This window comes from Rhizobium sp. PK7-22 (genome assembly GCF_056530405.1).
This window is the reverse complement of record NZ_CP096513.1, coordinates 651,239-664,404: the sequence shown is the minus strand read 5'-3', so window position 1 is coordinate 664,404 and position 13,166 is coordinate 651,239. Positions and strand designations below refer to the sequence as shown.

The 13,166-nt window shown below is 57.5% G+C and carries 11 protein-coding genes; 8 read left to right on the top strand and 3 right to left on the bottom strand.

The annotated features are described in order from the left end of the window. Window positions 1–313: 313 nt before the first annotated feature. Window positions 314–1,255: a LysR family transcriptional regulator gene (locus M1E10_RS03340; RefSeq protein WP_499172705.1), complete on the top strand. Its 942-nt coding sequence runs from the start codon at window positions 314–316 to the stop codon at window positions 1,253–1,255. Between the two features lie 134 nt (window positions 1,256–1,389). Next, window positions 1,390–2,382 carry an MBL fold metallo-hydrolase gene (locus M1E10_RS03335; protein WP_499172704.1) on the top strand — a complete coding sequence of 331 codons (993 nt, stop codon included), beginning with the start codon at window positions 1,390–1,392 and terminating at the stop codon, window positions 2,380–2,382. A 281-nt stretch (window positions 2,383–2,663) separates the two neighbouring features. Here M1E10_RS03335 and M1E10_RS03330 read toward each other — a convergent pair whose 3' ends face one another. Next, the gene (locus M1E10_RS03330; protein WP_499172703.1) at window positions 2,664–4,178 is read right to left on the bottom strand and encodes an FAD-dependent oxidoreductase; all 1,515 of its coding nucleotides are present in this window, start codon (window positions 4,176–4,178) and stop codon (window positions 2,664–2,666) included. An 87-nt stretch (window positions 4,179–4,265) separates the two neighbouring features. Here M1E10_RS03330 and M1E10_RS03325 point away from each other — a divergent pair, with 87 nt between their 5' ends. The 5 genes from M1E10_RS03325 to M1E10_RS03305 all read left to right on the top strand — a co-directional run bounded on the left by M1E10_RS03325 (window position 4,266) and on the right by M1E10_RS03305 (window position 10,278). Then, a complete protein-coding gene (locus M1E10_RS03325) occupies window positions 4,266–4,712 on the top strand; it encodes a MarR family winged helix-turn-helix transcriptional regulator (protein WP_499173461.1) in 447 nt (148 codons plus the stop codon). Between the two features lie 429 nt (window positions 4,713–5,141). Further along, the gene (locus tag M1E10_RS03320; RefSeq protein WP_499173460.1) at window positions 5,142–6,500 is read left to right on the top strand and encodes an MFS transporter; all 1,359 of its coding nucleotides are present in this window, start codon (window positions 5,142–5,144) and stop codon (window positions 6,498–6,500) included. Window positions 6,501–6,558: 58 nt separating this feature from the next. Continuing rightward, complete coding sequence (locus M1E10_RS03315; protein ID WP_499172702.1) at window positions 6,559–7,860, top strand: patatin-like phospholipase family protein; 1,302 nt, start codon at window positions 6,559–6,561, stop codon at window positions 7,858–7,860. A gap of 134 nt (window positions 7,861–7,994) precedes the next feature. Then, window positions 7,995–9,317 carry an MFS transporter gene (locus M1E10_RS03310; protein WP_499172701.1) on the top strand — a complete coding sequence of 441 codons (1,323 nt, stop codon included), beginning with the start codon at window positions 7,995–7,997 and terminating at the stop codon, window positions 9,315–9,317. Window positions 9,318–9,405: 88 nt separating this feature from the next. Beyond that, complete coding sequence (locus M1E10_RS03305) at window positions 9,406–10,278, top strand: DUF3313 domain-containing protein (protein WP_499172700.1); 873 nt, start codon at window positions 9,406–9,408, stop codon at window positions 10,276–10,278. Between the two features lie 235 nt (window positions 10,279–10,513). On the opposite strand, the gene M1E10_RS03300 is transcribed toward M1E10_RS03305, so the two are convergent. Then, the gene (locus tag M1E10_RS03300) at window positions 10,514–10,948 is read right to left on the bottom strand and encodes a winged helix-turn-helix transcriptional regulator (protein ID WP_499172699.1); all 435 of its coding nucleotides are present in this window, start codon (window positions 10,946–10,948) and stop codon (window positions 10,514–10,516) included. Between the two features lie 117 nt (window positions 10,949–11,065). On the opposite strand from M1E10_RS03300, the gene M1E10_RS03295 reads away from it, so the two are divergent. Next, on the top strand, window positions 11,066–11,977 hold the full coding sequence (locus tag M1E10_RS03295) for an NmrA/HSCARG family protein (protein WP_499172698.1): 912 nt from the start codon (window positions 11,066–11,068) through the stop codon (window positions 11,975–11,977). A gap of 209 nt (window positions 11,978–12,186) precedes the next feature. Here the strand turns inward: M1E10_RS03295 and M1E10_RS03290 are convergent, their stop codons facing one another. Continuing rightward, complete coding sequence (locus M1E10_RS03290) at window positions 12,187–13,026, bottom strand: AraC family transcriptional regulator (RefSeq protein ID WP_499172697.1); 840 nt, start codon at window positions 13,024–13,026, stop codon at window positions 12,187–12,189. Between the last annotated feature and the right edge of the window lie 140 nt (window positions 13,027–13,166).

Sequence of the window (13,166 nt, the reverse complement as noted above, 5' to 3'; positions counted from 1 at the left end):
AAGCCGCGAACGATCAAGCTGCCGATCAAGATAACGCCGTCCTATCCCGCGAAAGCGGGCTCATGGCGGAGACGACAACATGGAGATCAAGTATCTCCGCCTCGTCCAGCTCTGCAAGCTTGCTCCGCGGAGTGAGCAACGTCCGAGCCGACAGAGCCACCTCTACCTACTTTGCTCTCGTCGCATAAATTTTAGCGTCGCGGGCAGCAGCCAAGTCCTTTACATGTCTGCCGGTCGCCTTCTAGGCGCTCGTCTTGAATGTTCATTTGCCGCTCGGGTTGACCAACCTCCGCGAGCTGGCCAGGAGATGCTGATGCTTCGGGACTTAAGTGATACGCTGGCATTTCTCGAGGTGGTGCAGCGGGGAAGCTTCACTGCTGCAGCGGACAGCTTAAGAACGTCCAAGGCGCGGGTCAGCAAGAAAGTTCAGGACCTGGAACGGAGGTTGGGAGCGAAGCTCCTCCACCGAACGACGCGGAGCATTCGATTGACAGAGGCCGGGTCCGTCTATTTCGATCATTGTCAGTTCCTCGGGCGTCTGATGTCGGATGCCGAAAATGCAGTTGATCAGGTTCATGACAAGCCTTCAGGCTGGTTGCGGGTGACCGCGCCTCACTGGCTGGTCACCAAAGCGTTGGCGCCACTACTTGTTGCTTTTCGCGCATCCTACCCCGACGTGAAGCTGCAATTGCTGCTCGACCACGATGTCAAGAACATCGTGCATGAGGACATTGATGTGGCTTGCCGCCTATGGCACGGGCAAATGCCGGATTCGGACCTCGCGGCCCGTCGCCTCCTCGAAATACCAACGGCGCTATACGCTTCAAAGGAATACCTTCAGAAGAATGGCACGCCGGAGCACCCGTCGCAGCTCAAAGATCATGATTGCCTTGTAACGCAGCTGTATTACGGCCGGCTACACCACTCCTGGCCGTTAAAATCGGAGAGCGAGGTCCAAGATTATCCCATCAATCCCGCTGTCGTCGCCACAGACCCGGAAGCATTGTACGAATTTCTGGTTAGAGGTCAGGGGATCCAGCTCACCAACCCATACCTTGTTCAGCATGCGGTGCAGGGTGGGGAGATCGTCCGCATTCTCCCGGAGTGGTCCGGTCCTGATGCCACCTTGTACGCTGTTAGAGCCGGCGGCCGCGTCCAGCCTCTAAAGGTGAAAACCTTTTTGGACTATCTCGCCGACCATCTCAACGAGGTGTTGCACGCCCCGAGCGAGGACCGTACTGGCGGTGGATTATAACTGGATTGTTTACAGCGCGATCCAAAAAGAAAGGCTAATTGCCTGCGCTCCGTCCTCCTACCTTCGACCTGTCAGAAGGCGTTGGCTCTCTCCCGCCCGAGCCGGACCAGCCAAAATTGTTGAAGGAATCCGCTATGAACAACGTTACGAGAAGACATGTCCTGAAGGGTGCGTCAGCAATTGCCGCCCTTGCCGCTACTGCTGGCGCAGCGCCGTCATCCTTCGCGGCAGCGCCGAGGCAGAGCTTCCAGGCTCCTGGGTTCTATAGGACATCTGTTGGCAAGTTAGAAGTGACCGCATTGCTGGACGGCACGTTGCCGCTTCCGCTGCCGGAGATGTACAGGAGCATTCCACAGGAGGATGCCAAGCGTATTTTGCAAGATGCATTTCGTGAAATCCCCACCGATACCTCCGTCAATGCCTTTCTGATCAATGACGGCGAACGCCTGGTGCTGATCGACGCAGGCACCGGAATCTTTTTGGGGCCGGAGGCAGGACACCTGCTCAAGAACCTAGAAGCGTCAGGTTACAAGGCATCGCAGGTCGATCATGTGATTCTGACCCATATTCATACTGACCATTCAGGCGGACTGATAAGCGACGGGAAGGTTGTGTTCGAGAACGCCACCCTCCATGTTCCCCAAAGGGATTTCGACTTCTGGATAATGACGCCGGCTGGCGCTCGGCCCAAAGGCGTGACGGAGCAGCTGTTTGTTGAGGCAGAAGAATGCCTGCGGCCCTACCTGCAGCGCGATAAAGTCGTCTTTTTCAAAGATGATCAGCAGGTCGTCCCAGGCTTCAATTCCATCCTGCGTACCGGACACACCCCGGGCCATAGCTCCATCGTCGTCGAAAGCGGAGGCAGGAAGATCGTGTTCTGGGGTGACATCACCCACGGTGATATTGTTCAGTTTGATCAGCCAGGCGTGACCATAGAGTTCGATGTCGACCATCCTTCGGCCGTCGCCTCTCGCCAAGCTGCATTCGCCGAGGCGGTAGCGGAAGGCTATCTTGTCGCCGGTGCACATATCGCTTTTCCCGGGATCGGCAATGTCTTGCAAGATGGCAGCACCTTTCGATGGATAAAGGTCAATTATTCGGACGGGGAAGGGGGCCTGATCAGGTAAACTGCGAACGTTCTCGGTTGTTCAGCGGCGCCTCTTCGTGATCAGAAGCCGCGGAGGGATTACATGCCACGGCAGTGCCGACGGTATTCTACGAGAACGGACGAGACGGTTTCGAGCTCGGCGCTGCGACCGATGCGTGAAGGACTTGAACGGAGCAGGGGTGGAGTCCGCCCTTACTCCGTTCAGGCCGGAACGCGAGGCCCGTTACTTTTCGCCAACGATATCCTGCCGGAACCGTCCGCCTTCATAGGATCGAAATCTGCCATTGCCTTCCGATCAACTCAGTGGCGTAAACCGTCGGTGTCCGTCAGTCCCACCTTCGAGAAGAACTTCTGGAGTATGGAGGTCTCATCCGGGGTTACGATCGCGGCTATATAGCCGTCAGGTCGAACCAGCACCCATTCGCCGGGTGCTAGTCCATAGGCATTGTGGAAATGGCCAGCCATGTCCTGCAATTCGCACCCCGGACCGACCCGGTGAATGTGCAGGCCCTTTCGTCCACTGATGATATCACGCTCAGCCTCGAAACCGATGAGTGTCCAGTGTGAGCCGGTGAACAAGTCGAAGAGGCGCCGTAAACATCCGGCCGCACCACGAAGCGGAGCATCGGGCGCGCGATCTCCGGCAAGCAAGGGGCTCCTGCGTCCAGGTAGATTGAGCGTGAGCGAGGACTCCGTATATCCGATGTCGAGCTGGCGCAATTCGCGACCGCGTCGCATCTCCCCGCGCTTTGCTGCATCGAGAAGGCCAGATGCAAGCCCGAGCATCGTTTCCGCGACCGGGCGCCGCTCGCTTTCATAGCTGTCGAGCAGTTGATCCGGGGCGCCGCCGAGCACCGCCGCCAGCTTCCACCCCAGGTTATAGGCATCCTGAACACTGGTGTTGAGGCCCTGACCGCCGGTCGGCGGGTGGATGTGGGCAGCGTCACCGACGAGTAGTACGCGACCAATCCGGTAACGATCGGCAAGCCGGGCATTCATGGAATATGCGGAAGCCCAGCTCACTGATTGGATCTTCACATCATTGCGCGCCGTCCTTTCGCGGATCATTCCCACGATCCCCTCATCGGAAAGGTCCACTTCACCTTCTGAGGGAACGACTGCCTGGATCTGAAAAAGATCGGTTCCGGCGAGCGGGCAAATCGAGAGCATGCGCTCCATATTGCCGTTATTGAACTGGTGCCAGACCCCGCGGTCGAGGCCGGTCAGCGCGGCATCCGCCACCATTGCCCGCACGCCCAGCGTCTTGCCTGGAAAATTGATGCCAAGCGCACCCCGAACGAAGCTGCGGCCGCCGTCAGCTCCAATGAGGTAGCGGCTCTGGACGAACTCCTCGCCGGCAGGACCGATCAAACGCGCCGTGACACTCTGCTCATCCTGCTCAAAGCCGACAAGTTCGTATCCGAACTCAACCCGGTGGCCGAGCTGCGCGAGCCGCTCGCGCATGAGCTCCTCCGTCAGGAACTGCGGGATCATCAGCGCCATGTGATAAGGCTCCGTCGGCGTTGGATCGTCACGTTCGGCGATGTCCCTGTCGGTATGACTACCGTCGCTGTGATACTCGCGCATCCGGGGATATGGGCCGCCTGCTGCGACGACCCGGTCAATGATACCCAAATCCTCGAACACTTCCTGGGTCCGCGGCTGGATGCCCTTGCCGCGCGAGCCCGGGAAGGGTTGATCCATCTTCTCGATGAGGCGGAACAGCACGCCACGCCGTGCAAGGTCGATAGCTAGTGTCAGGCCGGCTGCGCCAGCACCACAGATCAGAACCGCGAGGGTGTTCTCGTCTTCCATTGTCGCCTCCAAGTGTGTATGATGCACATATCATCAGGAGGTGCCGGCGTGTCAACAGAAAAAGTGCAAAATACACACATCAAGAAAATGCTGCCCCAGCTGCACCGCTCGCTTGTCGACATCGGCAGCCTTATGAACCGTCCTGAACGTGACGCGCAGCTGCTGGAAATGGCCGGACTGACACTCGAACGAGCGCTTTTTCCTCTTCTCGTTACGATCGAGCGGCGGGGGCCGATCGGCGTTGTAGAACTGGCCGAGGGTATTGGGCGCGACTACACCACCGTCAGCCGTCAGGTTGCGCGTCTTGAGGCGCTTGAACTCGTCGAGCGCCGCTCGAGCTCGGCCGACAAGCGGGTGCGTGAGGCGGTCATCACGCCGAGGGGAAAGGAAGCAACAGATGCCCTCGATGCGGCGAGGGAAAAGATGGCCTTCTCCCTGTTCCGGGATTGGCCACGCCAAGACTTTGACGAGTTGATCCGGCTGATGCGGATGTTCGCCGATGGTATGAGCGGGCAGCCTGGCACCGAGAGATAGGGGACTGAAGTGGAACTGGTGGAGGACGCCGTCAAGTGGTCGGGCACCGACGGATGCCGCCCTCACTCCAGGCGTGGATTTCCGTCGGCGAGCACGACTGTCCTTGAGGCAATCCGGGAGTTCCCAACCGCGCCGCAATCAGTAGAGCATCCATCGCGGGGTGGCTGGCCGACAAGCTGTAAAGTCCACCTGACGGGTGGCTCTAGACCACTTCGCTCGTGTGAGCGGCGTTGACGGAACCCGCATCTCGTTCGGCTCGACGAACCCAGGAAACAAACCTTAGCCCGGCGAATCCGGAAGTCATAGGACAGGCAAGGCCTCCAAGCTTCCCTCGCCAAATCCGTTCTTAAGACAAATGTGCAGCCAGAAATGCGAAGGTAATGTGTATTATACACTTTTATCTTGACTGGCCTCGCATATCTCAATTATGTGCATATTACACATTCCCAGGTGAGACGGCAAATCGCTGCGCAGCAAATCTGGGCCTCCGCGACACAAGTGCGGTCAACAGCAGGGAGTCGCGAGATGGACGTCGACGCAACTACAGCAGAGAACGATAAAGCAACGCCAAGACTTGCGTGGCGCGTGATGCTACCGGTCTTTCTCAGCGTCAGCCTCTATGCGGCAAGTGCGGCCGCTGTGTTGCCCATCTTGCCATTCTATCTCAAGGGGATGGGCGGAACGCCGCTTGTCTTCGGTATAGTAATCGCCACAGAAGCGCTTACACAATTTGTGGCAGGGCCACTTGTCGGTCAGCTTTCAGATCGTGTGGGACGTAAGAAAATCCTGCTTGCAACTCAGGCCGCTGCTTTTACCAGCTTCCTCTTGCTCGCTCTTGCAGAGGCGGTAGTTCCCGTCGTGTTGGCGCGCATCTTGTTCGGCTTTACGGGAGGGACGTTCACCGCTGCCGCCGCCTACGCCGCAGACCACAGTTCCCCTGCCAACCGCCGGCAGGCCATAGGTATCCTGAATGCCGCCGTCGGTCTTGGAGGTATCGTCGGAGCCGGACTGACGGGTTATTTGTCCGGGATCTCGCTAATCGTTCCGATTTTCGCCGCCATGGCCTTCTCCGCGGCTAGCTTCGTCGTGACAGCTGGATGGATCAAGGGCAGCCACGCAGTATGCGTGGACGTCGATGTGTCTGCCCAAAGCCGGGCTCCCTCCGATAAGGTTTCGTTCAGGTCGATCGTCAGTTCTCGCTTGATCCGGATGCTTGTAGTCGTGCTGCTTTGCTACTTCTTTGCCTATGGTATGTATGGCTCTCAGATTGCCAACTATCTCCAAGCGACCTTTATCAGTGAAGGCAATTCTTTTGGGCCGCGCGAACTCGGCTACATAATGGCCGCCGACGGTGCGATTAACATCATTGTCCAGTTGTTTCTGCTGCAATGGCTCGGGCGTTATTTTACAGAGCGCCTGCTGATCGTTCTCATATGCGTCATAGTTTCCGTCGGCTACATCACTGTCGGCTTTGCGATGACGCTTCCGGTTCTTGTCTTTGCCATCCTTTGCATAAGTGTTGGCGACGCCTTGGCGCGCCCCACCTTTATCTCGGCGCTCTCCGTCCATGCTCCACGCGGACGTCAAGGGATCGTGCTGGGAACTGCCCAATCGCTGCTTGCAGCTACGGAGGCCGTCTCTCCTTTGATCGCCGGCTTTCTCATTGGCCAGGCACTCTATGGTGTCTGGACCGGAGCAATCGTCGCTTTCGTTGCCATTGCCGCGGTGATTGCTTGGACACGCCTGCCGCTCACTGACCCGGAGGCAGAGGGGCAGGCGCACGAATGAGCATTCAGTTGCGGGTCAACGGCAGCACTCCTCATGGACTCGGCTCGAGAGAAAACTCATGACAAGCCAAAACATCTCGGAAAACCAAATCGTCATGAAGTTTGCGGGAGATCTGATAATGAGTTCCGCCGCGCATAATGCGGTCTTTCGGATCTACTCGAGGGCGTTGGCTGTTCGCTTCGTGATCAGGGCGTCGATGCGGACATTAATAACTCTTTTGTCCGCTACTTTGGTTCTTTCCGGCTGCACACACACGCCAGAGCGCGCTTTTAACGCCCGTGAGGCCGACGATGCTTCGATCGCAGGATATGGTGAGATCCGCGCCTATCGCTATTCCCCACGCAACGAAGGTCTTGCAAGGCATCGCGACTGGATGGTTAAGACCCAGTCCGATAGCAAAGATATCCTGATGATCTCGGGTGGTGGCGGCAGCGGCGCTTTTGGTGTCGGCGTACTTGCGGGGTGGACTGCTACGAACACGCGTCCGCACTTTGATATCGTAACCGGCGTCAGCACAGGCGCCTTGATTGCGCCGTACGCCTTCCTGGGTCCCGGTTACGACAAGACACTGGTGCATCTGTTTACCAGCGGCGTCGCGCAGGATCTTGTTGCGTTCAACGGCCCTTTCGGGGTGTTCGGCTCAAGTCTGCTCAAACCCGGGCCGCTCAAAAAGCATGTCGAACGCTCCATCACGTCAAATGTCCTCAACCAGATTGCCGCCGAACATCGCAACGGTCGACGGCTGCTTGTTCTCACGACAAATCTGGATACCCAGCGCGGCGTCATCTGGAACATGGGCGCCATCGCTGCGAGCGGGAATTCCGACGCACTGGAGCTGTTTCGAAATGTTATCGTCGCTTCGGCAAGTGTCCCAGGTGTCTTTCCTCCTGTCATGATCCAAGCGACATCGAACGGACGAAAGTTTCAGGAATCGCACTCCGACGGAGGATCAACTTCTCAAATCCTGACACCACCTCTTCTCGTTGAAAACGCGCTTTTCTCTGGGAGGCCCGTTCAGCCAAAGGTCAATCTGTACGTGATCGTCAACAACGCGCTCATCCCGGAGTTTGATGTCACGCCGAACAGGACCGTGTCCTCCCTGGCACGAGCGTATTCGACCTTCCTGAAGTCTCAGGCGCAGAGCGATCTGACTGCGCTTTACAACCACGCGCGCCGGACGGGAGCGAACTTTCGTGTGGCGTCGATCGAGGTCCAAATTCCCTATTCGATGCTAAATCCGCTCGACCGGAATTACATGAATGCCGTGTACAGACTTGGCTACGAGCAAATGACGTCCGCGGCATTGTGGAAGGATACGCCTGTCTTTCCGTTGAAACTATCAGAACCCGTTGCGCAGTGATTTCTTTAGAGGCGCCGTTAGTCCGTTCGAATAGTGGGGGTGATTTCCAAATAATGTGCATTATGCACAGTTTCGGTTGACATGAGATGGGCTTTTCATAATATGTGTATAATGCACATTAAGGAAGACCTGAGATGTCCGATGAAGTTGGAAAGCTGCGGCCGGAAGAAGCGAATAAAAACGCGCTCCTACCGATCTTCGCGGTTGTCGTCATCGACACCGCCGGCGCAGGTCTCATCCTGCCTCTTTTACCGTTTTACGCACGCGATTTCGGGGCCACGCCGCTGACGATCGGCTTTCTATTCGCGAGCTTTGCTATCTGCGAATGTTTTGCTGGACCGATCCTGGGGAACGCCTCCGACAGGGTGGGGCGCAAGCGGTTGCTTTTGGTCAGTCAGATCGGCACCTGCGCAAGTTTCCTTCTGCTTGCCGTGGCGCCCAACCTCGTCGTTGTTTTCGTGGCCCGCATCCTCGGTGGCCTGTCCGCAGCAAACGTTGCCATAGCGATCGCTTATGTCGCAGATAGAAGCGAAGCCAGGACCCGTAGGCAGGCGATCGGGTTCGTGAGCGCGGCAATGGGCTTAGGCACCATGGTCGGTCCAGCCCTTGGTGGTGCACTGGCCCCAATTGGCCTGGCCGTGCCATTCCTGGTTGCTGCGGCATTCTCCCTCACCAGCATCATAGCGACCTCGACGCTCCTTCCGACGGATGATCGGGGGTGTCTCGCCACACGGTCCTGCAGCCGTGTCTTCAGGAAGAGGCAACGGCCGAGCGATCAATTAAACGGTGATGAACGAGCCGTGGACGACAGCCCAACCACATCTCTGTCATTGAAGAGATTTTTTCGTGGGATGGCCGATCTCATCGCCCTACCGAGCGTCAAGGCGGTTTTAGCGGCACTTGCCATATTGTACCTGGCGTTCAGTCTGTTCGCTTCACAACTCGCGCTTGTGGTTCATGCGCGATACCAATGGGATGGCGAGCCATTTGGTCCCGCCGAGATAGGGCTCCTGTTCACTGCGGCTGGTGCGACAAACATCTTGATCCAGGTTGTGATAGTGCGCGCCATCAGGACGACGTTCCAAGAGCGAACGCTCGCCGCAGCTTCGTTCGCGTTGCTCGCAGCCGGTTTCGCGCTCATCGGTTTCGGAGATACGATCCTGGGCCTTGCAGTTGGCGTCCTTATGGTCGCCTCGGGCTTGGCTTTGGCGAGGCCAACCCTCGTCGCCGCATTGACTCTCATCGTGCCCGCCGGCTCCCAAGGTGTCGCGATGGGAATGGCTCAATCGCTTGCGTCTCTCATCAACATCATCGGGCCGATCGCCGGCGGATTTTTGATTCAGCAGCAAAACTTTATCGGATGGGCAGCGATCCTAAGCGCGCTCGCGTTGACGGGTTTCGCTGCGGTCACGCTGCTCTCCATTTTTCCCAAAACATCCGATTCGGACGAACGATAAGGCGCACGAGTGGCTCAAGCGGTCGCTCTCATTCCTGCGCTTGGCACGACGAGCCGCATCGGCTTTCCCCACCCCACAGGAGAATGAAATGTCATATTCCCGCTTTGGCGTCGCAGCTGTCCGACCATGCTATCGAGCGACTGCATCTGGTCTCCTTTCGTTGTCGCTTTTCTCAATTCTTGGAGGATGTGCTGCTGTGCCGCTTGAAAGGGCGAATTCCTTGAAATCCTACGATGGTTTGACATCAAACCATGGACGATCCACCAAGGCAGATTTCAAGGTCTCTTCGGACGATCTCCGCGCCCTTGAAACAATCTACATCGAGCCAACGATGGTTTCAGGCGCAGCAGTGCATTCCATTGAGAAATCTTCAGATCGAGCTCTGGTGGCGAATGTGATCAGCCGTGCCATGTGCGTCGGTGTCAGCGATCGTTTCGAGGTTGTAAGCACGAAGGAGGATGCCGATCTCATTGTTCACGCAACGATTACCCAAATCGTGCCGACCAACGCCACAATGGCCGGCCTGTCTACAGCGACGTCGCTCGGAGCCAGTCTTTTCTCCCCTGTACCCGTTCCAAGGTTGCCTTTTGGTCTTGGAGGCCTTTCCATCGAGGCCGAAGCCACGACGAGAGAAGGCAAGCAGGTCGGAGCGATGGTTTGGGCTAAAGGAGCGAACTTCGTGACCACCAGCTCGCGAGTGTCGCAGATAGGCGACGCTTATTCACTTGCGGCGAGCTTTGGAGGTGATTTTTCCAAGATGCTCGTCAGCGGAAAGACACCGTTCAAGGGGATGCCCAAAATACCGTCCGGGCAGAGGATTAAGTCAGGTCTTGGCGGGAAAGCGAGGTTTCCGGCCTGTGAGAGTTTCGGCCGGTCGCCCGGTCTGATAGGCCTCGCAGCCTCACAGGTCGGGATGCCTCCATCCTGGACTGATCGACAGCGTCTGACAGCAGACCAATAGAAATCAACGATGAGCATCGCAGACGCTCCAGCTTGAAATCACGTCTGAAGGTTACGGTTTCCGACGGAACGAGAAGGCATGAGGCCGGGAGGAAGTTAAGGTGAAGCGCGACAGGATCAACTTAAGCGGTCCTAGCGATGCTTGTCGGCTACAGCGTCCTGAATGACATGCAAGCCACTGCGAAGTCCGATGCACCGAGAGCCAATGGCTGAAGCAGTTGTAGTTCGCGCCATCGTCACGTCCAAGGCAAAGGTGCGCTCGTTCCGCTTCGCTCACGATGGTCGAATTCATCCCGCGACGCTTCGATGTCCTGCCACGTATCCCTGATCCAGTTCGTGAACGTGGCCAAGGGCTGCAGCATGGATTTGCCCCGCGTCGTCAGTTCGTATTCTACTCGCGGCGGCACTTCGGGATAGTAGTGACGTGCCACGAGACCGTCGCGTTCGAGGCTACGGAGAGTGAGGGTCAGCATCCTTTGCGAAATGTCTGGAATGCCACGTCGGATCGCGCCGAACCGCATGGGCGCGTCGGGCGTTAGGGCGAGCATAGATACGACCAGAATAGTCCATTTGTCACCAAGACGTGCCAGCACGCTGCCGGGCGCGCAGGGGGTCAGGACAGGTCCTCTTGAGGTCTCGATGACAGGGCGGCCGTTGATTTCACGCTGCACAAACAAACTCCTTCAATAGTTATCGTTATGTAACCGAGGGCCAAGAATGTGCCGTCTTGCGCAGATTTTCAATTAGTCCCAGTTGGTAACCTTCAATAATTACGAAAGGTAACCGATATGGATCAGAGTGCAGAATTCCTCGTATTCGGCGCGACCGGACAACAAGGAGGGGCTGTTGCGCGCGCACTGAAAGCGAAGGGGAGAAAGGTACGAGCCTTTGTTCGCGATCCGGAAAGCGGCAAGGCGAAGGCTTTGGCTGCTGAAGGTATCTCCTTGGCGATTGGCGACCTTTTTGATCCTGCTTCGATCGACAGAGCGATGGCCGGCATCGCCGGCGTTTTCAGTGTACAGACCAGTTCACCGGCAGGTGAAATCACCGACGAACAGGAAGTCTGGCAAGGCAAAGCGATAGCGGACAGTGCGCTTCGGCAGGGCGTTCGACATCTCGTCTATTCTTCCGGCGGGGCAGCGGGGAAGGGTCCGACGGGAATGGGACATTTCGATAGCAAGTCTCAGATCGAAGCCTATGTGCAAAGCCTTTCGATTATGTGTACGATCACCCGTCCCGCGAGCTTCATGGAAATGATGCTTCTGCCCGGTATGGGCCTGCCGCTAGGCGAATTTACTTTCATCATGCGGCCAGAGCAGTCCATGCAGATGATCACAATATATGACCTTGGCCGGATCAACGCCGAAATCCTAGTCGCCCCGGATCAATACGCGGGGAAGACCATCGAGCTGGCCAGTGCGTCTGTGACGGGCAAGGACCTGCAGCGGGCATTTACCGCAGCTGCCGGCCGAGCGATCGCTTATAGGCGTTTTTCCGACGATCTTCTCGCCCAAAACCCATTCCTCAGTCGTCTGACAGAACTTCTAGATACTGGTCTGCTGGCAGGAGCGGCTGATATCCCGGCACTCGAGCGGGAATTTGGCCATTTGACGTCACTCGAAGACTGGTTGGGCGGTCACGGCAAGCTGCTTTTCGAAGCGGCCCTTGTTGACGATAAGGCTGAGGTGGCGCTTCGTTAGGTGGATTAACGTCAGACTGCCGTCGCGGGCGCGTCAATCCGTGCGCGCGACCATCAAAGAAGAGCAGCGGCCGCATGCCCGGCTCGCGATTCTAGGGGTGGGCCGGTAGGTCGGACGGCGATTAGCGTGACGGGAGGTCTCCTGCTCGCAGCAAGTGGCATGTGCTCAACCCCTCTGCAAGTCAGGAGCTTCCTAATCACACAACGCCGTCAAATCATGGGAACTGGCGGTCCCACGCGCTCCTCCCGCATCCTCAACGCATCCTGTTTTGGTGAGCAGTTGAACCTTCGCGCATACTCACGACTAAATTGGGAGACACTGTCGTAACCAACCGCTTGCGCCGTTCGCGTCACATCGTTCCCCTTGAAAAGCAACTGTCGCGCAGCCTGCAGCCGCAACGCTTTTTGATATTGAAGAGGGCTGGTGGCGGTGGCGGCTTTGAAGTGCCGATTGAAGGACGGGACGCTCATAGCCGCGATCTCGGCAAGCGCCTTAATGGGGACGGATTGATCAAAGTGGCCCCGCATCCAGGCAACGGCTTTTCGTATCTGCGCCAAACCGCCTTCCTCCCAGACAAACTGCCGCAGGACGCCGCCGTGCCCACTCTGCAACAAGCGGTACAGCAGTTCTCGCTCCCGCGGTCTTGCCAGTGCGGCGATATCGTCGGGGGCATCCACGAGCGCCAGATGCTGGCTCCAGGCCTGAAGAAGCTCTGGCGTTCCGTCCGCCATGCTGAAGCTCGACGGTTCGGAGTGCGGCGACGACGGAGGCAAATCAGCTAGCAGTTCGCCGAGCAAGACGGGATCGACAGTAAGACCGACCGCCACATACGGCTCTCGGCTCGCTGTCTCGAATAGACACCGCGTGGCGGGTAATTCGACGAGCGAGGCGAAAGATCGCCCGGCATCTTGCTGCAGTGCTTGGTTGCCGATTACCAGTTGCTTGGTCCCCTGAAGCACCAAACAGATGCCCGGTCCGCACATCGTGTTCTCTGGGTCGCCGACCCCGTGTGATATTGCGACGCTTACGCGCGGAATAGAGGTCGCCATCTGCGACCCCGTGAAATGACTCAGTACGCGATCGCGCATTCTTTCGAGCAAGTTTTGCATGAACTGAACCTAACTTAAACCGTGCACGGGAACAAGGCGATGATCCGATTGGGCAAAAATCGGATCGGATCCGGCGTTGT

Excerpts from the sequence above, each read along its gene's own strand:
- M1E10_RS03340 (WP_499172705.1), top strand. The coding sequence starts at position 314 with ATGCTTCGGGACTTAAGTGATACGCTGGCATTTCTCGAGGTGGTGCAG.
- M1E10_RS03335 (WP_499172704.1), top strand. The coding sequence starts at position 1,390 with ATGAACAACGTTACGAGAAGACATGTCCTGAAGGGTGCGTCAGCAATT.
- M1E10_RS03330 (WP_499172703.1), bottom strand. The coding sequence starts at position 4,178 with ATGGAAGACGAGAACACCCTCGCGGTTCTGATCTGTGGTGCTGGCGCA.
- M1E10_RS03325 (WP_499173461.1), top strand. The coding sequence starts at position 4,266 with ATGCTGCCCCAGCTGCACCGCTCGCTTGTCGACATCGGCAGCCTTATG.
- M1E10_RS03315 (WP_499172702.1), top strand. The coding sequence starts at position 6,559 with ATGACAAGCCAAAACATCTCGGAAAACCAAATCGTCATGAAGTTTGCG.
- M1E10_RS03310 (WP_499172701.1), top strand. The coding sequence starts at position 7,995 with ATGTCCGATGAAGTTGGAAAGCTGCGGCCGGAAGAAGCGAATAAAAAC.
- M1E10_RS03305 (WP_499172700.1), top strand. The coding sequence starts at position 9,406 with ATGTCATATTCCCGCTTTGGCGTCGCAGCTGTCCGACCATGCTATCGA.
- M1E10_RS03295 (WP_499172698.1), top strand. The coding sequence starts at position 11,066 with ATGGATCAGAGTGCAGAATTCCTCGTATTCGGCGCGACCGGACAACAA.
- M1E10_RS03290 (WP_499172697.1), bottom strand. The coding sequence starts at position 13,026 with ATGGCGACCTCTATTCCGCGCGTAAGCGTCGCAATATCACACGGGGTC.